A 22,533-nucleotide genomic window follows, 5' to 3' on the forward strand; every position below is an offset into this window, starting at 1 on the left:
TAAAGCCGCCTCCCGACATTCTTGGCTAATCCCAGGGTAGGGATTGTCATGGATGGAGTGGCGAATGCGCACAGGGATGCTGGGGTTGGCCGCGGGGCTTCTGGCACTGGGTTTCCTGCCAGCCTTGCCGCCCGCCTGGTGGTTGTGGCCGATGGGGATACTGGCATTGATGATGCTGCCGTTTCGTACACATCCGGTGGCATTTTTCCTGTTCGGCCTGGCTTGGGCGTGCACGTGCGCGCAATGGGCGCTTGATGACCGCCTGGCCTCGCGACTGGATGGGCAGACCCGTTGGCTGGAGGGGAGGGTCGTCGGTTTGCCGGAGAGCGGAACAGGGGTAGTACGTTTCGAGGTGCAGGATGCCCAGGCCCGGCGTGATCGGTTGCCAAGGCGAATGCGCCTGAGCTGGCGTGATGGGCCGCAGGTCAGAAGTGGCGAGCGCTGGCGCCTGGCGGTGACCTTGCGGCGCCCGGCGGGCCTGCTCAATCTGCAGGGTTTCGACTACGAAGCCTGGTTGCTGGCCAGGCGGATTGGCGCCACCGGTACGGTCAAGGGCGGCCAGCTACTGGCTGCGGCCCGTGGTGCCTGGCGTGATGGCTTGCGCCAGCGGTTATTGGCCGTCGAGGCCCATGGGCGTGCCGGAGGGCTGGCTGCTCTGGTGATGGGGGACGGTTCCGGGTTGGCGCGTGAGGATTGGCAGCTGCTGCAGGACACTGGCACCGTGCACTTGATGGTGATCTCCGGGCAGCACATCAGCCTGTTGGCCGGGGTGGTTTACCTGGCCGTGGCGGGATTGGCACGTCATGGCGCGTGGCCCGAGCGTTGGCCCTGGCTGCCCTGGGCTTGTGCCCTGGCATTCCTCGCGGCCCTGGGTTATGGGCTGCTGGCCGGGTTCGACGTGCCCGTCCAGCGCTCTTGTGTGATGGTGGCGCTGGTCCTGCTCTGGCGCTTGCGCTTTCGTCACCTGGGGACCTGGTGGCCGTTGTTGCTGGCGCTTGATGCGGTCTTGCTGTTCGAACCCCTGGCCAGCCTGCAACCGGGGTTCTGGTTGTCGTTCGCCGCGGTGGCGATCCTGGTCTTCACCTTCGCCGGGCGCCTGGGGACATGGCGCTGGTGGCAAAGCTGGAGCCGCGCCCAGTGGTTGGTGGCCATCGGCCTCTTGCCATCGCTACTGGCCCTGGGCCTGCCCATCAGCCTCAGTGGTCCAGTGGCCAATCTGCTGGCCGTTCCCTGGATCAGTTTTCTAGTACTGCCGCCAGCCTTGTTGGGGTGCCTGCTGTTGCCCGTGCCCTATCTGGGAGAGGGAATGCTGTGGCTGGCCGGTGGGTTGCTCGACGGGTTGTTTCGTTGGCTGGAGGTGGTGGCCCGATGGTCCCCGGCTTGGATGGCACCCCTGCTTCCCTGGTGGCTCTGGGTCTTGTCCTGCCTGGGTGCTGGCTTGTTGCTGTTGCCTGCTGGTACGCCGTTGCGGATTTTCGGCTGGCCCTTGTTGTTGCTGGTGGCCTGGCCACCGCCGCAGCGGGTGCCCTATGGCCAGGCCGAGGTCTGGCAGCTGGATGTGGGGCAGGGATTGTCATTCATCCTGCGTACCAGGGAGCACGCGATGCTGTATGACGCCGGCGCCCGCAGCGGTGATTTCGACCTGGGGGAGCGAGTGGTGGTGCCGACCTTGCATCGGCTGGCCATCCGGCAACTGGACCTGATGCTGCTCAGCCATGCCGATAACGATCACGCCGGAGGTGCCCTGGCGGTGCAGCGGGCGTTGCCGGTGCGCCTGGTACGCAGTGGCGAGTCCCGGGAGTTGCCGGTGGCCCTGCAAGCCGCACCTTGTGAGTCCGGAGTGAGCTGGCAATGGGATGGCGTGCGTTTCAGCCAATGGCAATGGGCCCACGCCCGTGATGGCAACCAGGCATCCTGCGTGCTGTTGGTCGAGGCGAATGGAGAGCGCCTGCTGCTCACCGGCGATATCGACGTCCAGGCCGAAAGAGCCTTTCTAGACAGTCCGCTGGGGGTGCCTGTGCATTGGCTGCAAGCGCCTCACCACGGTAGCCGGACCTCGTCGTCCAGGGCCTTGTTGCAGCGCCTGGCCCCTGGCGCGGTGCTGATCTCCCGGGGGCGTGGCAATGCCTATGGCCATCCCCACCCGCAAGTGGTGGCGCGTTATCGACGCCAGGGCGTGATCATCTACGACAGCGCCGAGCAGGGGGCACTGAAGCTGCAACTAGGGGCCTTCAGCAAGCCATACAGCGTGCGGGAGCAGCGGCGTTTCTGGCGTGCTCCACCGGCAATGCCTTAAATAACCGTGGGTTATTAAAGCCTCTGAACATGCGACATCACGGTCTTCGGTGCGTCCAGCCCCTATGTTAGAGTGGCGCACTTTTTCGAGGGGGCTGTCACTGTGTGGGAATTGGTCAAATCCGGCGGCTGGATGATGTTGCCGATCATTCTGAGTTCCATCGCTGCCGTGGGCATCATTGCTGAGCGCTTGTGGACCCTGCGAGCCAGCCGTGTCACACCGCCCCATCTGCTGGGCCAGGTCTGGCGCTGGATCAAGGACAAGCAGCTGAACAAGGACAAGCTCAAGGAGTTGCGCGCCGACTCGCCACTGGGTGAGATCCTGGCCGCAGGCCTGGCCAACTCCAAGCATGGCCGCGAGATCATGAAGGAATGCATCGAGGAGGCGGCTGCCCGGGTCATCCACGAGCTGGAGCGCTACCTCAATGCCCTCGGCACCATCGCCGCCATGGCGCCTTTGCTGGGCCTGCTGGGTACGGTACTGGGGATGATCGATATCTTCAGTTCGTTCATGGGCTCGGGCATGACCACCAACGCCCATGTACTGGCGGGGGGGATTTCCAAGGCGCTGATCACTACGGCGGCCGGCCTGATGGTGGGTATTCCGTCGGTGTTCTTCCATCGCTTCCTGCAACGCCGGGTCGATGAGTTGGTGGTGGGCATGGAGCAGGAGGCGATCAAGCTGGTCGAGGTGATCCAGGGCGACCGCGATGTCGACCTGGCCGAGGACAAAGCGTGAAGTTCCGTCGCAAACCCCGGGAAACCGTGGATATCAACCTCGCGTCGCTGATCGACGTGGTGTTCATCCTGCTGTTGTTCTTCGTCGTGACCACCACCTTCACCCGGGAAACCGAACTGCGTGTCGACTTGCCGGAGGCGGTCAGCGGTTCGCCCGCCGAGGACCAGCAGGTCAAGCAACTGGATATCGCCATCAGTGCCGATGGCGTGTTCTCGGTGAACAACCAGGTGCTGCCCAAGAGTGACCTGGCGAGCCTGATCGATGCATTGCAGAAGGAATCCGGTGGCGACACCAACCTGCCGCTGTCCATCAGTGCCGACGGCAAGACCCAGCACCAGGCGGTGATCACCGCCATGGACGCCGCTGGCAAGCTCGGTTTCAGCCACTTGCGCATGACTACCGTCGAGGCGGCAACGGCACCCTGATGGCATTTTCCGATCGTCTGTTGGCCGCCTGGTACCAGGGCCATCCCGCGTTGAAACTGTTGCAGCCCCTGGAATGGCTGTATCGCCATGTCGTGGTGGGCAAGCGCCAGCGCTTCCTGGCGGGCCAGGGCGAGATCTACCAGCCGCCGGTGCCCTTGGTGGTGGTGGGTAATATCACCGTCGGCGGCACTGGCAAGACGCCCTTGATCCTGTGGCTGGTGGAGCATTGCCAGCGCCTGGGCCTGCGGGTTGGGGTCGTCAGCCGTGGGTATGGGGCCAAGCCGCCGCACCTGCCATGGCGCGTCGATGCCCAGGACAGCGCCGAGGTGGCTGGCGACGAGCCGTTGTTGATCGTCCAGCGCTGTGGCGTGCCATTGATGATCGACCCTGATCGCAGTCGCGCGGTGCAGGCCTTGCTGGCCGCGGAACCGCTGGACCTGATTCTGTCCGATGATGGCCTGCAACACTACCGCCTGGCCCGGGACCTGGAGCTGGTGCTGATCGACGCTGCCCGTGGTTTGGGCAATCGCCGTTGCCTGCCGGCCGGGCCGCTGCGTGAGCCGGTGGAGCGCCTGCACAGCGTCGATGCACTGTTGTACAACGGCGCCAGCGATGATCGCGACGATGGTTTCGCCTTTCAGCTCCAGCCCTCGGCACTGGTCAACCTGCAAAGCGGCGAGCGTCGCGGCGTTGAGCATTTTGCCCCGGGGCAGGCCGTGCATGCGGTAGCGGGCATCGGCAACCCCCAGCGTTTCTTCAATACCCTTGAAACGCTACACTGGCGACCTGTTCCCCATGCATTTGCCGACCACGCCCAATTCAGTGCGCAGGCCCTGGCTTTCAGCCCGCCATTGCCGTTGGTCATGACTGAAAAAGACGCGGTCAAATGCCGCGGCTTCGCGGCTGCCGACTGGTGGTACCTGGCGGTGGACGCGGTGCCATCGCCGGCTTTCGTCGCCTGGTTCGATACCCAGTTGATGCGCCTGCTGCCCGATCGCCTATTGCCTTAACCGCTTTTATCCAGGGAAACCCTCATGGACACCAAACTGCTCGACATCCTGGCCTGCCCGATCTGCAAAGGCCCTCTCAAACTCAGCGCCGACAAGACCGAGCTGATCAGCAAGGGAGCCGGCCTGGCCTACCCGATTCGCGATGGCATTCCGGTCATGCTGGAAAGCGAAGCTCGCACCCTGACCGCCGAGGAGCGCCTGGAGAAATGACCAGCGCCTTCACCGTCGTTATCCCGGCACGTTTTGCTTCCACCCGCCTGCCAGGCAAACCGCTGCAACTGATCGCCGGCAAGCCGATGATCCAGTGGGTCTGGGAGCAGGCCAGCAAGAGCCGCGCCGAGCGTGTGGTCGTGGCCACTGACGATCAGCGCATCGTCGACGCTTGCCGGGGCTTTGGTGCCGAGGCGCTGCTGACCCGTGAAGACCACAACTCCGGTACTGATCGCCTGGCGGAAGTCGCCAGCCAACTGGGCCTGGCGGCAGACGCCATCGTAGTCAACGTCCAGGGCGACGAGCCGCTGATCCCGCCGGCGGTGATCGACCAGGTAGCCGCCAACCTGGCTGCCCATCCCGAAGCGCGCATGGCCACCTTGGCCGAGCCGATCGAGGATGCACAGACCCTGTTCAACCCCAATGTGGTCAAGGTGGTCAGCGACCTCAATGGCCTGGCTTTGACCTTCAGCCGTTCGACCTTGCCCTGGGCTCGGGACGCCTTTGCCCGCAATCGTGAAGAGCTGCCGGCCGGCGTGCCTTATCGCCGCCATATCGGCATCTACGCGTACCGGGCTGGCTTCCTTCACGACTTCGTCAGCTGGGGGCCTTGCTGGTTGGAGAACACCGAGTCCCTGGAGCAGCTGCGGGCCCTGTGGCACGGCGTGCGGATTCATGTAGCCGATGCCCTCGAAGCACCGCCCACCGGCGTGGATACCGCAGAAGACCTGGAGCGCGTCCGGCGCTTGCTGGAGGCTTGATGCAGGTCCTTTTCGTCTGCCTGGGCAATATCTGCCGTTCGCCCACCGCCGAAGGCGTGTTGCGCCACAAGTTGCGCGAGGCCGGCCTTGCAGAGCAGGTGCAGGTCGCATCCGCCGGTACCAGCGACTGGCATGTCGGCAAGGCGCCGGACACCCGTAGCCAACGGGCGGCGCTGCAGCGTGGCTATGACCTGTCGGCACAACGGGCGCAGCAGGTCGGCAGCGCCGACTTCTCGCGCTATGACCTGATCCTCGCCATGGATCACAGCAACCTGCGCAATCTCAAGGCCTTGCAGCCTGCTTTGGGCAAGGCTGAGCTGGACCTGTTCCTGCGGCGCTACGAGGCGGTGCGCGACGAGGTGCCAGACCCATACTACGACGGGGAAAAGGGCTTCGAGGAAGTGCTGGACCTGATCGAGGCGGCCTGCGATCGCCTGGTGATCGAATTGAAGGGACGGTTATGAGCCTGCATGTCCAGTCCGATGTATCCCTCAAGCCGTTCAATAGCTTCGGGGTCGAGGTCAAGGCCCAGTTGTTCGCCCAGGCCCACGACGATGCAGATGTCCGTGAGGCGCTGGCCTATAGCCGTGAGCACCAGGTGCCACTGTTGGTGATCGGCGGTGGCAGCAATTTGCTGCTGACCCAGGATATCCAGGCCCTGGTGCTGCGCATGGCCAGCCGTGGCATCCGCCTGCTCAGCGATGACGGGCAGCGGGTGGTGGTAGAGGCCGAGGCAGGGGAGACCTGGCATCCCTTTGTCCAGTGGACGCTGGAGCAGGGGTTGTCCGGGTTGGAGAACCTCAGCTTGATCCCTGGTACCGTCGGTGCCGCGCCAATGCAGAACATCGGTGCCTACGGCGTCGAGATCAAGGATGTATTCGCCGGCCTCACGGCGCTCGACCGGCAGACCGGGGAGCTGCGGGACTTCGACCTGGAGCAATGCCAGTTCGCCTATCGCGACAGCCTGTTCAAGCGTGAAGCCGGTCGCTGGTTGATCCTGCGGGTGCGCTTTGCCCTGAGTCGGGCCGGGCATTTGCATCTGGAGTACGGTCCGGTGCGCCAGCGCTTGAGCGAGCAGGGGGTCGAGCAGCCCGATGCCCGTGATGTCAGTCGTGCGATCTGCAGCATCCGCAGCGAGAAGCTGCCTGATCCGGCGGTGCTGGGGAACGCGGGCAGTTTCTTCAAGAATCCGGTGGTACCGGCAGGGCTGGCGGAGCAGATCCGCCAGGCTCACCCGGGGTTGGTGGGTTATCCACAGGCGGACGGGCAGGTGAAGCTGGCTGCCGGCTGGTTGATCGAGCAAGCGGGCTGGAAGGGCTTTCGCGAAGCCGACGCCGGAGTTCATCGCCTGCAATCCCTGGTGCTGGTCAACTATGGCAGCGCCACGGGGCAGCAGCTGTTGGAGCTGGCACGGCGGATTCAACGAGATATCGCCGAGCGCTTCCAGGTCGAGCTGGAGATGGAGCCCAATCTCTACTAAGTGCGGCTGGCGCTATTGCCAGCCATGATCAAAAGGCCTTGCCCGGCTGACGTTCGGGCAAGGCTTTTTTTTTAATTAAGGCTTAACTTAGCAGGCTAAGAATGTGCTTTTGTTATCCCTGAAAGGCCCGTTGAAGCCCTGTCTTCATAAGAGAGCCCGATTAGCCTGAGCCGATCTGCGTGCCCCGCGATCGCGGTGCCGCGCGACAGATGGCTCGACCCCATCACCCTACAGAATGCGGGCGTGCCCATGATTACCCTTAAGCTCAATGGTCAAGATCACCCCCTGGACGTCACCGAGGACATGCCCCTGTTATGGGCCATTCGCGATGTGATCGGCTATAGCGGTACCAAGTTCGGCTGCGGCATGGGCCTGTGCGGCGCCTGTACCATCCATATCGATGGTGATCCGGCACGCAGTTGCATTACCCCCGTAGGCTCGGTCCTGGGCAAGAATGTCAGCACCATCGACAACCTGCACAATGACCCGGTAGGTAAGGTGGTTCAGCAAGCCTGGCTCGATACTGCGGTGGCCCAGTGCGGTTACTGCCAGGGTGGCCAGATCATGTCTGCGACTGCGCTGCTCAAGACCCATCCCAATCCCAGCGATGAACAGATCGAAGAAGCGATGCTCGGTAATATCTGTCGCTGCGGTACCTACAATCGGATCAAGACCGCGATCCGCCAGGCCTCCACTCACTTGCAGGAGGCCAAGGCATGAACCGCTTGCCTAGTGATTTCACACTGAACAACCTCAGTCGCCGGGGGTTCCTCAAGGGCGTGGGCGCCACCGGTGCCCTGGTGCTGGCTGCTAGCTGGGGTTGGCAGGATGCGTTTGCCGAGGACAAGAAGTTCGGTGCCGAAGGCATGCCCCATGGCTGGGTCGACGATCCCAAGGTCTATGTCAGCATCGACGCCGACGGTACGGTGACGGTGATCTGCAATCGCTCGGAAATGGGCCAGGGCGTGCGCACCAGTCTGAGCATGGTGGTGGCTGATGAGCTGGAGGCCGATTGGGCCCGGGTCAAGGTCAAGCAGGCGCCAGGTGACGAAGCGCGCTATGGCAATCAGGACACCGATGGTTCGCGCAGCATGCGCCATTGGTTCGAGCCCATGCGCCGTTGTGGCGCCGCCGCGCGGACCATGCTGGAGCAGGCAGCTGCCGCGCAGTGGCAAGTGCCACTGGCGGAATGCCGGGCGCAGCTGCACAAGGTGGTCCACCAGCCCAGCGGGCGGGAGCTGGGCTATGGCGACCTGGCTGTGGCTGCCGGGGCCCTGGCGGTACCGGCGCGGGACAGCTTGCGCCTGAAGACGGCGTCGCAGTTTCGGTACATCGGCAAGGAAGCGACCCGGGCGATCGATGGCGAGGACATCGTCAATGGCCGTGCGGTGTACGGCGCCGATGTGCACTTCGAAGGCATGCTCTTCGCTACGGTGGCGCGGCCGCCAGTGTATGGCGGCAAGGTCAAGTCCGTGGACGACAGCGCTGCACTGAAAGTACCGGGGGTGATCAAGGTAATCCCCATCGACAGTCGCCCATTGCCTTCGGAGTTCCAGCCTTTGGGCGGAGTGGCGGTGGTGGCGAGCAATACCTGGGCGGCGATCAAGGGGCGCGATGCCTTGAAGGTCGAATGGGATGATGGGGCCAACGCCAGCTACAACTCCATCGAGTATCGCAAGGAGCTGGAAGCGGCCGCGCAGAAGCCGGGCAAGGTGGTGCGCAGCACCGGCGATATCGATGGGGCCCTGGGTGGCGCCGACAGCAGCCTGGAGGCTACCTATTACTTGCCACACCTGGCCCAGGCACCCATGGAGCCGATGGTGGCCGTGGCGCGTTTCCAGGAGGGACGCTGCGAAGCCTGGGCGCCGAGCCAGGCACCACAGGTGACGCGCGAGCGGATTGCCGAGCGCCTGGGCATCGGTTTCGATCAGGTCACGGTGAACGTGACATTGCTGGGCGGTGGTTTCGGCCGCAAGTCCAAGCCCGACTTCATTCTCGAGGCGGCGGTCCTGGCCAAGGCTTTTCCCGGCAAGGCGGTACGGGTGCAATGGACTCGTGAGGACGACATCCACCACTCGTACTTCCATACCGTGTCGGCCGAGTACCTCAAGGCCGGGCTGAACAAGGACGGCATGCCCGCGGGTTGGCTGCATCGCACCGTGGCACCGAGCATCACCGCGTTGTTCGCCCCGGGCATGAACCATGAGGCGGCCTTCGAACTGGGCATGGGTTTCACCAACATGGCCTATGCGATCCCCAATGTGCGACTGGAGAACCCGGAGGCGGCGGCCCATACCCGGGTTGGCTGGTATCGCTCGGTCTCGAACATTCCCCACGGTTTCGCGATCCAGAGTTTTGTTGATGAGCTGGCCCACAAGGCCGGCGAGGATCCGTTGAAGTATCAGCTGCGGTTGCTGGGGCCGGATCGGAAGATCGATCCGCGGACCTTGAGCGAGGAGTGGAACTACGGCGAGTCCCCCGAGCGCTACCCCATCGATACCGGGCGCCTGCGTACGGTACTGGAAACCGCGGCGAAAGCCGCTGGCTGGGGCCGTGAGTTGCCCAAGGGGCGTGGCCTGGGGCTGGCGGTGCACTACAGCTTCGTGACTTATGTGGCGGCGGTGATCGAGGTGGAGGTCAAGGCGGATGGCACCTTGATTGTGCACAAGGCCGACATTGCCGTGGATTGTGGTCCGCAGATCAATCCTGAGCGCATCCGCTCGCAGTTCGAAGGGGCCTGCGTCATGGGGCTGGGCAATGCGGTGCTGGGGGAAATCAGCTTCAAGGATGGCAAGGTCCAGCAGGACAATTTCCATATGTACGAAGTGGCGCGCATGTCCCTGGCGCCCCGGGAGGTCCAGGTGCATCTGGTGACGCCACCTGGCGAGGTGCCGCTGGGCGGTGTGGGGGAACCCGGCGTGCCACCGATTGCCCCGGCGTTGTGCAACGCGATCTTCGCCGCCACTGGCAAGCGTATCCGTAGCCTGCCGGTGCGTTACCAGTTGCAGGGCTGGCAACAGGCGAGCGCTTGATGGACAGCGTCGACCTGAATGTCCTGCGTAGCGTCCTGGAGTGGCGGCGTGCCGGGCACGCGGTAGTGCTGTACAGCGTGGTCCAGACTTGGGGCAGTGCGCCGCGACCGCCCGGGGCCATGTTGGCCCTGCGCGACGATGGCGTGGTGATCGGCTCGGTGTCCGGTGGCTGCATCGAGGACGACCTGATCACTCGCCTGGGAGATGGGCGCCTGCTGCCGGATGGGCCACCGGTGCAACTGGTGACCTATGGCGTGACCCTGGAGGAGGCGGCGCGTTTCGGCTTGCCCTGCGGGGGAACCTTGCGCCTGACCGAGGAGCGGGTTGGGGATCCGGCCTGGGTCGCCGAGCTGCTCGAACGTTGCCAGGCGCACCAGATCGTGGCCAGGGAGCTGGACCTGCGCACTGGAGAGGTGCTGCTCAAAGCGGCGAGTCGCAGTGATGAACTGGCGTTTGATGGGGTGATCCTGCGAGCAATCTATGGGCCGCGCTGGCGCTTGTTGCTGATCGGTGCCGGGCAACTGTCACGCTATGTGGCGCAGATGGCGCGCCTGCTGGATTTCGAAGTACTGATCTGCGATCCGCGCCAGGAGTTTGTACACGGTTGGGAAGCACAGGATGGGCGGTTCGTCGCAGGAATGCCTGACGATGCCGTGCTGAGCATCGAGCCCGACGAGCGCACGGCGGTGGTGGCCCTGACCCATGATCCGCGCCTGGATGACATGGCGTTGCTGACGGCACTGGACTCCCGGGCATTTTATGTGGGCGCCCTGGGGTCCCGGGCCAACAGCCAGAAACGCCGGGACAACCTGGCGTTGCTGGGCCTGTCGGCGCAGTCCATCGAGCGCTTGCACGGACCTGTCGGGTTGCACATCGGCAGCCACACACCGGCAGAGATTGCCTTGTCGCTGCTGGCGGAAATCGTTGCGCTCAAGAATGGCGTCGAGCTGTTGCAGAAGAAGCTGCCGGCGCGGGTGGTGGAGACGGTGAAGTGAACGAGCGGCCCTGTGCAATCATCCTGGCGGCGGGGCAGGGCACGCGCTTTCGTCAGATGGCCGGAGCTGAGAAGGACAAGTTGCTGGCGCCGTGCCGTGGTCGTGACGGGGTAATGCGTCCCGTATTGGAACAGGTGCTGGTGAATGTGCCGGTGCAGGTTGAGCGACGAGTGCTGGTGACCACGCCGGATCGACCGCAGGTGGTGGAACTGGCGCATGCCTACGGTTGCCAGGTGCTGTTGCTGGAGTCCATGGGGATGGGGCATAGCCTGGCTGTGGCAGTGGCTGCTTGTGCCGATGCCAATGGTTGGATGATCTGGTTGGGGGATATGCCCTTTATCCTGCCCGATACTGCTGGCCAGCTGATCGATGCATTGACCGAGGAGAGCATCAGTGTTCCGCGTCTAGGGGCCGAGCTTGGTCATCCGGTGGGGTTTGGTCGATCTTATGGCAACGCGTTGCGGGGACTGTCCGGTGATCGTGGTGCTCGCCCTCTGTTCGCTTCGGGCCAAGTGGTCGAGGTGCCGGTGACGGATCCTGGGGTGACCTGGGATGTGGACTTGCCGGAGGCGCTGTTCTATCGAGGTGGTTAAATGATGCAGGCATGAAAAAGCCCCGCCCGGTTACCCGGGCGGGGCTTTTTCATTGGCCGGTGGAATCAGGCGAGGGGTTTAGGCTCGTGCTGCTCTTTCTCGGCATGTGCAACGTGCTCGACAGCGCGAGGTGCTTCCTCGTCTGTTGGGGCAGGCTGCTCGATCGCAGGCTCGGCTACCGGAGTCGCCTCAACGACCTCGACAGCTTGTGGTGCCGTCTCGATCACGGCTGGCGCTTCTACCGGAGCAGGCTCGGCAGTCACTTCGGCTTCAGTCGAAGCGGTAGCGGCGGCCAGTTCGGCTTCCTTCTGCAGGCGCTCGGCTTCACGCTTGCGGCGACGCACTTCACGTGGGTCGTTCGGGGCGCGGCCGTTGCTGGTCAGGGCGCTGGCTGGGGTAGCCTCAACCACTGGAGCTGGTGCTTCGACAGCTACGGGGGCTGCAACCGGAGCTGGCTCCTCGACTTGAGCTGGCTGCTGGGCAACCACGGGCTGTTCGACGACTACCGGTTCGGCCACCGGAGCTGGTGCCGGGGCTTCCTGGGCAGGCTCGATGGCCTTTTCTTCAACCACTGGCTGGGCGATCGGTTCGGCTACCGGCTGTTCGGCGACCACTGGCTGGGCTTGGACTACCACGGCAGGCTCGGTGACCACTTCAACCTTTGGCTGCTCTTCGACTACTGGAGCCACTTCGACCGCTGGGGCTGCTGGAGCTTCTACCGGGGTGGTGGCTTCAACCACTGGTGCTTCAGGGGCTTTTTCTTCCACGGCAGCAGTCGCACGCTCGGCTTGCTGGTGAGCCTCGGCTTCGGCGCTGGCACTGATGGTGGTGCTGGCAACGGCGGCGGTGACCGCAAGACCGGCAGCCAGGTCGTCGCTGCTTGGCTCTTCGGTATTTTCTTCCGAGCCTTCGATCACGTTGCCGTTGGCATCACGCTGGCGCTCGCGACGATTGCTGCGACGGCGCTGGCCGCGGGAACGACGGCGTGGACGCTCGCCATCGGCGTTGTCCTGGCCTTCTTCCTGCAGTTGCTCTTCGTTCGGCAGCACTTCTTCTTCGCTGGCAGCCGCGGCTTGAGCCTGCTCAGTGCGTGGCTGGCGTTCTTCGCGTGGCTGGCGTGGCTGGCGCTCTTCACGAGGCTGGCGGGCCGGACGTTCTTCGGCAACCACGGCAGCTACCGCTGGAGCAGCGTCCAGTGGCTCGCGCAGTTCGCGCACACGCTCTTCACGCTCGCCGCGTGGCTTGCGTTCTTCACGTGGGGCGCGCGGCTGGCGTTCTTCACGCGGAGCACGTGGTTGGCGCTCTTCACGAGCGGTGGTTGGCGCTTCCTCGCGGGCTTCGCGCAGTTCACGTGGCTGGCGTTCTTCGCGTGGGGCGCGTTCTTCACGTGGAGCACGCTCTTCGCGAGGCTTGCGCTCTTCATCGCGACGGCCGTTGCGATTGCGGCTCTGCTGGCGACCGTTGCGACGCTCTTCGTTGCGGGCAGGTCGCTCGGTTACCGGCTTCTCGACTACAGCTGGAGCTACTGGCTCTTCCTTGGTCGCGAACAGGCTGACCAGGGACTTGACCAGGCCTTTGAACAGGCTTGGCTCGGCGACTGGGGCTGGAGCGGCGGCCGGGGCCGCGGCTTCGGTTGGAACCGGGGCGTTGGCGCGAGCCGGAGCCGTCTTCACTGCGGCTTCCTGGCGGACCAGGGTGCGGGTCGCGGCGGCTGGTTGAACCTCCTCGGCCTCGGCAGCGGCAGCGGCGATCTCGTAGCTGGACTGGTTGGTGTTGGCATCCGGGTTGTCATCGCGCAGGCGCTGAACTTCGAAGTGCGGCGTCTCGAGATGGTCGTTCGGCAGGATGACGATACGGGCCCGGGTACGCAGTTCGATCTTGGTGATCGAGTTGCGTTTTTCATTGAGCAGGAAGGCGGCAACCGGAATTGGCACTTGAGCGCGGACTTCGGCGGTGCGGTCCTTCAGGGCTTCTTCTTCGATCAGGCGCAGGATCGCCAGGGACAGGGACTCGACGTCACGGATGATGCCGGTGCCGCTGCAGCGTGGGCAGACGATGCCGCTGCTTTCGCCCAGGGATGGACGCAGGCGCTGGCGGGACATCTCCAGCAGGCCGAAGCGCGAAATGCGGCCGATCTGCACGCGGGCACGGTCGGCTTCCAGGCATTCGCGGACTTTTTCTTCCACGGCACGCTGGTTCTTGGCTGGGGTCATGTCGATGAAGTCGATGACGATCAGGCCACCGATGTCACGCAGGCGCAGTTGGCGAGCGATTTCTTCCGCTGCTTCCAGGTTGGTCTGCAGGGCGGTTTCTTCGATGTCGCTGCCTTTGGTGGCGCGAGCCGAGTTGATGTCGATGGACACCAGGGCTTCAGTCGGGTCGATGACGATGGAGCCGCCGGAAGGCAGTTCGACCACGCGCTGGAAGGCGGTCTCGATCTGGCTTTCGATCTGGAAGCGATTGAACAGCGGTACGCTGTCTTCGTACAGCTTGATCTTGCTGGCGTATTGCGGCATCACCTGGCGGATGAAGGTCAGGGCTTCGTCCTGGGCTTCGACGCTGTCGATCAGCACTTCGCCGATGTCCTGGCGCAGGTAGTCGCGGATCGCGCGGATGATGACGTTGCTTTCCTGGTAGATCAGGAATGGTGCGGAACGGTCCTGGGACGCTTCCTTGATAGCGGTCCAGAGTTGCAGCAGGTAGTCCAGGTCCCACTGCATTTCTTCGCTGCTGCGACCCAGGCCGGCGGTGCGGACGATCAGGCCCATGTCGGCAGGAGCCACCAGGCCGTTCAGCGCTTCGCGCAGTTCGTTGCGCTCTTCACCTTCGATGCGGCGGGAGATGCCACCTGCCCGTGGGTTGTTCGGCATCAGGACCAGGTAGCGACCGGCCAGGCTGATGAAGGTGGTGAGGGCAGCGCCCTTGTTGCCACGCTCTTCTTTCTCGACCTGGACGATGACTTCCTGGCCTTCGCTCAGCACGTCCTTGATATTGACGCGGCCTTCGGGGGCTTTCTTGAAGTATTCGCGGGAGATTTCTTTGAGGGGCAGGAAGCCATGGCGCTCAGAGCCGAAGTCGACAAAGGCAGCCTCGAGGCTAGGTTCGATGCGAGTGATACGGCCTTTATAGATGTTGGCTTTTTTCTGCTCGCGAGCACCGGACTCGATGTCCAGGTCGTAGAGGCGCTGGCCATCTACCAGGGCAACACGCAACTCTTCGGGTTGAGTTGCGTTAATCAGCATTCTTTTCATGTAGTACCGTCGGTTTCCGGGCTGCCGGAAACGGCGTTCGGCACACACGACTTCTCACGGTCGGTGTCAGGTGCGTCAGGAGTGGGTGACCACTCGAGTGTCTAGCGAGGTCCGTCCCGTCAGTGACTGGGACGAAGTCGCGACTCACGCGTCCTGCTTGCTGTGGTGACTAAGGCACCGCTTAAGCAAAAGTCTGTCAGGAGGAGGAATCAACCGATAACTGTGGACGGGATGAAGCGTCTTGATAAAGCCTAATGCTACACAGTCCGACGGTTGTGCATCTCCACCCTACACGTATCCCTGATAATTCGGGTGCTGCCGCGCGCAGAATCTGCAGCGGGTTGGCATTTACCGTGAGCTCCGAAGGGGAGATCACGCATTATGGCTAAGGCGTTGTTTCCGCAGTTCTTGCTCGGAGGTTTCAGTTGCTGACTGCACTTTGTGAACTGGCCGTTAATCGCTGCGTAGAAAGCGAGTTAGCACTCTGCTTTCTAGGGTTTCAGGCCTCATGTCACCTGCGCTTGTTACAGCGTCCAACTCTTCCGTTATATAGCGAGAGCTGCGTAGGACGGCCTTGCGTCCTTATGAATTGCGTTGGTCAGGGCCGGCTGTTTGCCGCTCTTCCTCTGTCCAGCCGCTTTTGGCGGCGTTCGCGACTATAGCAGTAATCATTAAGTGCTTCAAATCCATAAAAATTGTTATTATCCGCCCCATGACGACTACTGCCCCCTCGACCCCAGGCGTCCAAATGCTTGAGGTCTCGCCGGAATATGCCGGCCAACGTATTGATAATTTTCTTCTCGCTCGACTCAAAGGCGTGCCTAAGACCTTGATCTACCGCATTTTGCGCAAAGGCGAAGTGCGAGTGAACAAGGGGCGAATCAAGCCTGAGTACAAGTTGCAGGAAGGGGACATCGTGCGCGTGCCGCCGGTGCGCGTGCCTGAGCGCGACGAGCCGGTGCCCCTGGCCCAAGGGCTGTTGCAACGCCTTGAGGCGGCGATCGTCTTCGAGGACAAGGCGCTGATTGTGATCAACAAGCCCGCTGGCATTGCCGTACATGGCGGTAGTGGCCTGAACTTCGGGGTGATCGAAGCCTTTCGTCAGTTGCGTCCGGATGCCAAGGAGCTTGAGCTGGTGCATCGGCTCGATCGTGATACCTCCGGCCTGCTGATGATCGCTAAGAAGCGCAGCATGTTGCGCCACTTGCATGCTGCATTGCGTGGCGATGGCGTGGACAAGCGCTACATGGCGCTGGTCCGTGGGCATTGGGCTACTAGCCTGAAGCAGGTGCGTGCACCGTTGCTCAAGAGCAACCTGCGTTCCGGGGAGCGCATGGTGGAGGTCAATGAGGAGGGCAAGGAGGCCTTGACGGTATTCAAGGTCCTGCGCCGTTTCGGTGATTTTGCCACCATGGTCGAAGCCAAGCCGGTAACCGGTCGTACTCACCAGATTCGTGTGCATACGCTGCATGCCGGGCACTGCATCGCCGGTGACAGCAAGTACGGCGACGACGACTTCACTCGGGAAATCCGTGACCTGGGCGGCAAGCGACTGTTCCTGCATGCCTACATGCTGACGGTACCGCTACCCGACGGTGGCGAATTGAAGTTGCAGGCCCCGGTAGACGAAATGTGGGCCAAGACCGTGGAGCGCCTGAGTGCACCCTGATTACCAACTGCTGATCTTCGATTGGGATGGCACCCTGGCGGACTCCATCGGTCGGATTGTCGAGTCCATGCATGTGTCCGCTGATCGTTCTGGTTTTCCCCGGTGTGATGATTCGGCTGTCAAGGGCATCATCGGGCTGGGTTTGCCAGAGGCGATCCGGACGCTGTATCCCGAGATCGATGACAGGCAGTTGGTGGTCTTTCGTCAGCACTACGCTGATCACTACATCGCGCTTGATGCAGAGCCTTCGCCGCTGTTTGCCGGGGTCGTTCAGTCGCTCGAGGCCTTGCGGGTCGAGGGGTATCGGCTGGCTGTCGCGACCGGCAAGGCGCGGCGCGGCCTGGATCGGGTGCTGAAAGCCCATGGCTGGGAAGGGTACTTCGATATCACCCGGGCTGCCGATGAGACGGCCAGCAAGCCGCATCCGCTGATGCTGGAGGAAATCCTTGCTCATTGTGGTGTGGGGCCGCGCCAGGCTTTGATGGTCGGCGATTCGTCCTTTGACCTGTTGATGGCGCGCAATGCCGGTATGGACTCGGTTGCTGTGAGCTATGGTGCCCAGCCTATCGAGGCGTTGCAGGCGCTCGAGCCGCGCCTGTCCATCGATCATTTTCCTCAGTTGCACGCCTGGCTTGGCCAGGGTGCCGGTTAATTTGTTGTTGGGGTGTTACGCATGACCGACGAATGGAAAGCACCAAACGGCTCCAGTGCAGAAGGTGCCGATGACAAGAGTTGGAAGCTGTTGGAGAAAACCTTGCTGGCTGGTGTCCAGGAGCAGCGTCGCTCACGACGCTGGGGGATTTTTTTCAAGTTGCTGACCTTCGTATACCTGATCTTGGCGTTGGCATTGTTCACGCCGCTGATGAGCATGGAAAAAAATGCTGCCCGTGGCGGCAGCTATACCGCGGTGATCGATGTGGTTGGCGTGATCGCGGACAAGGAGTCCGCCAGTGCGGACAATATTGTCGGTAGCCTGCGCAATGCGTTTGACGACCCCAAGGTCAAGGGGATCGTCCTGCGGATCAACAGCCCTGGCGGCAGTCCGGTCCAGTCCGGTTATGTCTATGATGAAATCCGTCGATTGCGTGCGCTGCATAAGGACACCAAGGTCTATGCGGTCATTTCCGATCTGGGGGCTTCTGGCGCTTACTACATTGCCAGTGCTGCTGATCAGATCTATGCCGATAAGGCCAGTCTGGTGGGCTCGATCGGAGTGACAGCGGCCGGTTATGGTTTTGTCGGGACCATGGAGAAGCTGGGGGTCGAGCGTCGAACCTATACCTCTGGCGAGCATAAGTCGTTCCTCGATCCGTTCCAGCCGCAAAAGCCTGAAGAGACCCGGTTCTGGCAGGGGGTGCTGGACACCACTCATCGCCAGTTCATTGCCAGCGTCAAGCAGGGGCGGGGTGAGCGTCTCAAGGACAAGGAGCATCCCGAGCTGTTCTCTGGCTTGGTGTGGTCGGGGGAGCAGGCTCTGCAGTTGGGGTTGATCGATGGTTTGGGGAGTACCAGTTCGGTTGCGCGCGATGTGATCGGCGAAAAAGAACTGGTGGACTTCACCGTCCAGGAGTCGCCGCTCGATCGTTTCTCCAAGAGGCTCGGTACCAGCATGGCTGAGCGGATCGCGATGTGGATGGGCTTTCAGGGGCCGGTCTTGCGCTGATCTTGGGTGTTGAATGAAAGCCGGCTTGAATGCCGGCTTTTTGCTGTCTGGTCAGGGGATTTCCACGCCTTCGGCCAGCAGCATGTCTATCAGGCGGATCAATGGCAGGCCTATCAGGCTGGTAGCGTCGCAGCCTTCGGTGCTTTGAAAGAGGCTCACTCCGAGGCCTTCGGCCTTGAAGCTGCCGGCACAGTCAAACGGCTGTTCGGCGTGCAGGTAGCGTTCGATGCGCTGGCTGTTGAGTTGACGCATGTTGACTTTGAAGGGGATGCAGTCCACCTGGCATTGGCCGGTCTGGCTGTTCAGTAGGGCGAGCCCGGTCAGGAAGGTCACGCTCTTGCCGCTGGCATCCAGGAGTTGCTGGCGGGCCTTGGCGAAAGTATGGGGCTTGCCGATGATTCTCTCGCCCAGCACGGCGACCTGGTCCGAGCCGATGATCAGGTGCGTCGGATGGCTGCTGGCAAGTGCCCGGGCCTTTTCCTCGGCCAGGCGCTTGACCAGCTCCGTGGCACTCTCGTTTGGGCGATGGCTTTCGTCGATGTCCGGGGACGCGCAGGTGAAGGGGAGTTGCAGGCGGGACAGTAGTTCCCGGCGGTAGGTCGAGCTTGAGGCGAGTAATAAAGGCAGCATGCACATCTCCTGGGCAGGCCGGAGATTCTAGCCGGGCGGACAAGTGACGGACAGGGCTGAATTTCCTTTGACATGGCTGGGGGCATCCCTATAATGCTGCGCCTATGTTGAATGACCCGATTCCATCTCACGTTGACCCGCGCAAATTGGCTGATCGTGGCACTACCCTTGAAGGTGAGGTGCTGCTGGCCGATTTGGAGAGACTCTGCGACCCGCTTTCCGACAACGTCGGTACGGTGCAGGCCAAATTCGTTTTCGAGCGCGACGAGCGTAAGTCTGTGGTTATCCACAGTTCTATCGACGTCGAAGTCAAAATGGTTTGCCAGCGTTGTCTTGAGCTGGTCACCCTGCCGATCCACAGCGAATGTAGTTACGCGGTGGTGAAAGAGGGTGCAAATACCCAGTCGTTGCCGAAAGGTTATGACGTGCTGGAACTGGGCGAGGATCCTTTGGATCTGCAGGCGTTGATCGAGGAAGAGCTTTTGCTTGCCCTGCCAATCGTGCCTGCTCATCATCCGGAAGAATGCCAGCAGCCGGACGGGCTCGACGAGCCCGAGCCGAGCGAGGACGAGGTAACGCGGTCCAACCCGTTCAGTGTATTGGCGCAGTTAAAGCGTGACCCAAACGTTTAGGAGTTAATCAATTATGGCTGTTCAGCAGAACAAAAAATCCCGCTCTGCCCGTGACATGCGTCGTTCCCACGATGCTCTCGAGGCTAGCGCTCTGTCCGTAGAAAAAACCACTGGTGAAGTTCACCTGCGTCACCACGTATCGCCAGAAGGCGTATACCGTGGTCGTAAAGTGATCGACAAGGGCGCTGACGAGTAATCCTTGTCCGCTCAAGTCATCGCGATTGACGCAATGGGCGGGGACTTCGGTCCCCGCAGCATTGTTCAGGCCAGTATTGCTTGCCTTTCTGCTACCCCCTCGTTGCACCTGACCCTTGTGGGTCAACCCTCCCTCCTTGAAGAACTGTTATCTGGCCAGCCGGCTGTGGATCGCTCGCGCCTGACGATTACCCCTGCGAGCGAGGTGGTCACCATGGACGAGAAACCCTCCCAGGCCCTGCGTGGCAAGCCCGATTCTTCGATGCGGGTGGCGCTTGAGCTGTTGCGCGAGGAAAAGGTCCAGGCCTGTGTCAGTGCCGGTAATACCGGGGCGCTCATGGCGCTGTCGCGCTACGTACTCAAGACCCTGCCCGGTATCGATCGCCCGGCGATGGTGGCTGCCATTCCCACTCAGCGTGGCTACTGCCAATTGCTCGACCTGGGGGCTAACGTCGATTGCAGCGCCGAGCATCTGCTGCAATTCGCCATCATGGGCTCGGTTGCGGCGCAAACCCTGGGCATCGCTCGCCCCCGGGTGGCCTTGCTGAACATCGGCACCGAGGACATCAAGGGTAATCAGCAGGTCAAGCTTGCAGCGAGCCTTTTGCAGCAGGCCCGTGGCTTGAACTACATAGGGTTCGTCGAGGGTGATGGGTTGTATCGTGGTGAGGCCGACGTGGTGGTGTGCGACGGATTTGTCGGCAACATCCTGCTCAAGTCCAGTGAGGGCTTGGCCACCATGATTTCCTCCCGTATCGAGGCCTTGTTCAGGCGCAGCCTGCTGTCCAGGGCTGTGGGGGCGCTGGCGTTGCCGTTGATGCGGCGATTGCAGGCCGATCTGGCGCCAGCCCGGCACAACGGCGCAAGCTTTCTCGGGCTGCAGGGCATTGTGGTGAAAAGCCACGGTTCGGCTGGGGTCCAGGGGTTCCAGAGTGCGATTCAACGAGCGCTGATCGAGATCCAGGAAGATCTGCCGCGTCGCCTGCATGGGCGTCTTGAAGACTTGCTGCTTTAGGCGTTTGGCTCTTGAAATGCTTAAATGTGACCGCTCAGTTCAATTGGCCATCCAACTGTCAGTTTCTTGCGTCCACCGCGGTGTGACGTCAATTCTTCGACGACAAGATCATTAGGGGCTTGTTACATGTCTGCATCCCTCGCATTCGTCTTTCCAGGGCAGGGCTCGCAGTCCCTCGGCATGTTGGCCGAGCTGGGCGCGCAGTACCCGTTGGTCCTCGATACTTTCAAAGAAGCCTCCGATGCCCTGGGCTACGACCTTTGGGCGCTGACCCAGCAGGGTCCGGAAGAGCTGCTCAATCAAACCGACAAGACTCAACCGGCGATCCTCACCGCCTCTATCGCCCTTTGGCGCGTATGGCTGGCCGAGGGTGGTGCACGGCCGGCTTTCGTTGCCGGTCACAGCCTGGGCGAATACAGCGCGCTGGTCGCCGCTGGTAGCCTGACTTTGGCTGAAGCGGTCAAGCTGGTGGAGCGTCGCGGTCAATTGATGCAGGAAGCTGTGCCGGCAGGCCAGGGCGGCATGGCCGCGATTCTTGGCCTGGATGATGCCGATGTGGTGGCGGCCTGTAACGAAGCTGCCCAGGGTGAAGTGGTTAGCGCGGTGAACTACAACTCTCCGGGCCAGGTTGTAATCGCCGGTGCCAAGGCGGCGGTGGATCGTGCCATCGAAGGTTGCAAGGCGCGCGGCGCCAAGCGTGCCATGCCGTTGCCGGTCAGCGTGCCATCTCATTGTGAACTGATGCGTCCGGCAGCTGAGCGTTTTGCCGAATCGATCGCAGCGATCAACTGGCAGGCTCCACAGATTCCGCTGGTACAGAACGTCAGTGCCGCAGTGGCAGTGGACCTGGACACTCTCAAGCGTGACTTGCTGGAGCAGCTGTACAAGCCGGTTCGTTGGGTCGAGTCGGTGCAGACCCTGGCAGCCAGCGGCGCGACCCAATTGGTCGAATGTGGTCCGGGCAAGGTCCTGGCCGGTCTCAACAAGCGCTGCGCCGAAGGTGTGGCGACCTCTAACCTGAATACCCCAGATGCTTTCGCTGCCGCACGCGCAGCGTTGGCCTGAACTAGGAGAAGCTTGCATGAGTCTGCAAGGTAAAGTTGCACTGGTGACCGGCGCCAGCCGTGGTATCGGCCAGGCTATCGCCCTTGAACTGGGGCGTATGGGCGCTGTTGTCGTGGGCACTGCCACTTCTGCCTCGGGTGCCGAGCGTATCGCCGCGACCCTCAAGGAAAATGGTGTCCAGGGCACTGGCCTGGAACTCAATGTCACCAGCGATGAATCCGTGGCTGCGGTGCTGGCCAGCATCACCGAGCAGTTCGGTGCACCGGCTATCCTGGTGAACAATGCCGGTATTACCCGCGACAACCTGATGATGCGGATGAAAGACGACGAGTGGTACGACGTGGTCGATACCAACCTCAATAGCCTGTATCGCCTGTCCAAGGGTGTACTGCGCGGCATGACCAAGGCCCGCTGGGGCCGAATCATCAATATTGGTTCGGTTGTGGGTGCCATGGGTAACGCAGGCCAAGTAAACTACGCCGCCGCCAAGGCTGGCCTGGAAGGTTTCAGTCGCGCCCTGGCGCGAGAAGTGGGTTCAAGGTCGATCACCGTGAACGCGGTCGCTCCCGGCTTTATCGATACCGATATGACCCGTGAGCTGCCAGAAGCGCAGCGTGAAGCCCTGCAGACACAGATTCCGCTGGGTCGTCTGGGCCAGGCCCAAGAGATCGCGCAAGTGGTCGCTTTCCTGGCCTCCGACGGTGCGGCATACGTTACTGGGGCTACAATCCCGGTCAACGGCGGGATGTACATGTGAGTCAAATGTGACGGATTGCTTCAAAAAAATGTCATACGAGCTGTCTAAAATCCGTTATAAAGCTGCAATCTATTTATAGGCAGATGGCCAACGGGTTTGAGGGTAAAGCTTTCGGT

General features: G+C 62.2%; 22 protein-coding genes. 20 read left to right on the forward strand and 2 right to left on the reverse strand.

Annotation, left to right across the window (positions count from 1 at the left end; genetic code table 11):
- Positions 1 to 64: 64 nt before the first annotated feature.
- The 12 genes from ATY02_RS10280 (at position 65) to ATY02_RS10335 (ending at position 11,540) form a co-directional block, all read left to right on the forward strand.
- Positions 65 to 2,296 carry a DNA internalization-related competence protein ComEC/Rec2 gene (locus tag ATY02_RS10280; protein WP_068577999.1) on the forward strand — a complete coding sequence of 744 codons (2,232 nt, stop codon included), beginning with the start codon at positions 65 to 67 and terminating at the stop codon, positions 2,294 to 2,296.
- Between the two features lie 102 nt (positions 2,297 to 2,398).
- Entirely contained in the window at positions 2,399 to 3,034 is a 636-nt protein-coding gene (locus ATY02_RS10285; RefSeq protein ID WP_068577997.1) for a MotA/TolQ/ExbB proton channel family protein, read from the forward strand.
- Positions 3,031 to 3,459 carry an ExbD/TolR family protein gene (locus tag ATY02_RS10290; protein WP_068577995.1) on the forward strand — a complete coding sequence of 143 codons (429 nt, stop codon included), beginning with the start codon at positions 3,031 to 3,033 and terminating at the stop codon, positions 3,457 to 3,459. The genes ATY02_RS10285 and ATY02_RS10290 overlap by 4 nt, the downstream gene beginning before the upstream one ends.
- Positions 3,459 to 4,469, forward strand: a complete 1,011-nt coding sequence (gene lpxK / locus ATY02_RS10295) for a tetraacyldisaccharide 4'-kinase (protein ID WP_068577993.1) — start codon at positions 3,459 to 3,461, stop codon at positions 4,467 to 4,469. The genes ATY02_RS10290 and lpxK overlap by 1 nt, the downstream gene beginning before the upstream one ends.
- A 24-nt stretch (positions 4,470 to 4,493) precedes the next feature.
- The gene (locus ATY02_RS10300; protein ID WP_056836870.1) at positions 4,494 to 4,679 is read left to right on the forward strand and encodes a Trm112 family protein; all 186 of its coding nucleotides are present in this window, start codon (positions 4,494 to 4,496) and stop codon (positions 4,677 to 4,679) included.
- The gene (gene kdsB / locus ATY02_RS10305; protein WP_068577991.1) at positions 4,676 to 5,440 is read left to right on the forward strand and encodes a 3-deoxy-manno-octulosonate cytidylyltransferase; all 765 of its coding nucleotides are present in this window, start codon (positions 4,676 to 4,678) and stop codon (positions 5,438 to 5,440) included. The genes ATY02_RS10300 and kdsB overlap by 4 nt, the downstream gene beginning before the upstream one ends.
- Positions 5,440 to 5,904: a low molecular weight protein-tyrosine-phosphatase gene (locus ATY02_RS10310; protein ID WP_068577989.1), complete on the forward strand. Its 465-nt coding sequence runs from the start codon at positions 5,440 to 5,442 to the stop codon at positions 5,902 to 5,904. Before kdsB ends, ATY02_RS10310 begins: the two co-directional genes overlap by 1 nt.
- Positions 5,901 to 6,920, forward strand: a complete 1,020-nt coding sequence (gene murB, locus ATY02_RS10315; RefSeq protein WP_068577987.1) for a UDP-N-acetylmuramate dehydrogenase — start codon at positions 5,901 to 5,903, stop codon at positions 6,918 to 6,920. Before ATY02_RS10310 ends, murB begins: the two co-directional genes overlap by 4 nt.
- A 249-nt stretch (positions 6,921 to 7,169) precedes the next feature.
- Positions 7,170 to 7,640, forward strand: a complete 471-nt coding sequence (locus tag ATY02_RS10320) for a (2Fe-2S)-binding protein (RefSeq protein ID WP_068577985.1) — start codon at positions 7,170 to 7,172, stop codon at positions 7,638 to 7,640.
- A complete protein-coding gene (locus tag ATY02_RS10325; RefSeq protein ID WP_068577983.1) occupies positions 7,637 to 9,952 on the forward strand; it encodes a xanthine dehydrogenase family protein molybdopterin-binding subunit in 2,316 nt (771 codons plus the stop codon). Before ATY02_RS10320 ends, ATY02_RS10325 begins: the two co-directional genes overlap by 4 nt.
- A complete protein-coding gene (locus ATY02_RS10330; protein ID WP_068577981.1) occupies positions 9,952 to 10,947 on the forward strand; it encodes an XdhC family protein in 996 nt (331 codons plus the stop codon). The genes ATY02_RS10325 and ATY02_RS10330 overlap by 1 nt, the downstream gene beginning before the upstream one ends.
- Complete coding sequence (locus tag ATY02_RS10335; RefSeq protein ID WP_068577979.1) at positions 10,944 to 11,540, forward strand: nucleotidyltransferase family protein; 597 nt, start codon at positions 10,944 to 10,946, stop codon at positions 11,538 to 11,540. Before ATY02_RS10330 ends, ATY02_RS10335 begins: the two co-directional genes overlap by 4 nt.
- Before the next feature lie 65 nt (positions 11,541 to 11,605).
- Here the strand turns inward: ATY02_RS10335 and rne are convergent, their stop codons facing one another.
- Positions 11,606 to 14,791: a ribonuclease E gene (gene rne, locus ATY02_RS10340; RefSeq protein ID WP_068577976.1), complete on the reverse strand. Its 3,186-nt coding sequence runs from the start codon at positions 14,789 to 14,791 to the stop codon at positions 11,606 to 11,608.
- Between the two features lie 712 nt (positions 14,792 to 15,503).
- Between rne and rluC the strand changes: the two genes are divergently transcribed.
- From rluC to sppA, 3 genes are read left to right on the forward strand one after another with little or no spacing between them, the layout of a single operon-like run.
- Positions 15,504 to 16,460 (forward strand): 23S rRNA pseudouridine(955/2504/2580) synthase RluC, encoded by a 957-nt coding sequence (gene rluC / locus ATY02_RS10345; RefSeq protein WP_068577974.1) that lies wholly within the window; start codon positions 15,504 to 15,506, stop codon positions 16,458 to 16,460.
- Positions 16,450 to 17,112 (forward strand): HAD-IA family hydrolase, encoded by a 663-nt coding sequence (locus ATY02_RS10350; protein ID WP_068577973.1) that lies wholly within the window; start codon positions 16,450 to 16,452, stop codon positions 17,110 to 17,112. The genes rluC and ATY02_RS10350 overlap by 11 nt, the downstream gene beginning before the upstream one ends.
- Before the next feature lie 21 nt (positions 17,113 to 17,133).
- Entirely contained in the window at positions 17,134 to 18,123 is a 990-nt protein-coding gene (gene sppA, locus ATY02_RS10355; protein ID WP_068577971.1) for a signal peptide peptidase SppA, read from the forward strand.
- A 51-nt stretch (positions 18,124 to 18,174) separates the two neighbouring features.
- Here sppA and ATY02_RS10360 read toward each other — a convergent pair whose 3' ends face one another.
- Positions 18,175 to 18,753, reverse strand: coding sequence for a Maf family protein (locus tag ATY02_RS10360; RefSeq protein WP_068577969.1), 579 nt, complete (start codon positions 18,751 to 18,753; stop codon positions 18,175 to 18,177).
- A 104-nt stretch (positions 18,754 to 18,857) separates the two neighbouring features.
- On the opposite strand from ATY02_RS10360, the gene ATY02_RS10365 reads away from it, so the two are divergent.
- The 5 genes from ATY02_RS10365 to fabG all read left to right on the forward strand — a co-directional run bounded on the left by ATY02_RS10365 (position 18,858) and on the right by fabG (position 22,417).
- Positions 18,858 to 19,385, forward strand: coding sequence for a YceD family protein (locus tag ATY02_RS10365; RefSeq protein ID WP_068577967.1), 528 nt, complete (start codon positions 18,858 to 18,860; stop codon positions 19,383 to 19,385).
- 13 nt (positions 19,386 to 19,398) lie between these two features.
- Positions 19,399 to 19,581: a 50S ribosomal protein L32 gene (gene rpmF / locus ATY02_RS10370; RefSeq protein WP_010447173.1), complete on the forward strand. Its 183-nt coding sequence runs from the start codon at positions 19,399 to 19,401 to the stop codon at positions 19,579 to 19,581.
- A 3-nt stretch (positions 19,582 to 19,584) separates the two neighbouring features.
- Positions 19,585 to 20,595, forward strand: coding sequence for a phosphate acyltransferase PlsX (plsX, locus tag ATY02_RS10375; protein WP_083235822.1), 1,011 nt, complete (start codon positions 19,585 to 19,587; stop codon positions 20,593 to 20,595).
- Between the two features lie 126 nt (positions 20,596 to 20,721).
- Positions 20,722 to 21,660 carry an ACP S-malonyltransferase gene (gene fabD, locus ATY02_RS10380; protein ID WP_068577962.1) on the forward strand — a complete coding sequence of 313 codons (939 nt, stop codon included), beginning with the start codon at positions 20,722 to 20,724 and terminating at the stop codon, positions 21,658 to 21,660.
- Positions 21,661 to 21,676: 16 nt separating this feature from the next.
- Complete coding sequence (gene fabG / locus ATY02_RS10385) at positions 21,677 to 22,417, forward strand: 3-oxoacyl-ACP reductase FabG (RefSeq protein WP_068577961.1); 741 nt, start codon at positions 21,677 to 21,679, stop codon at positions 22,415 to 22,417.
- The last annotated feature ends 116 nt before the right edge of the window (positions 22,418 to 22,533 follow it).

It is taken from the genome of Pseudomonas sp. BIOMIG1BAC (assembly GCF_001705995.2).
GTDB lineage: Bacteria > Pseudomonadota > Gammaproteobacteria > Pseudomonadales > Pseudomonadaceae > Aquipseudomonas > Aquipseudomonas sessilinigenes.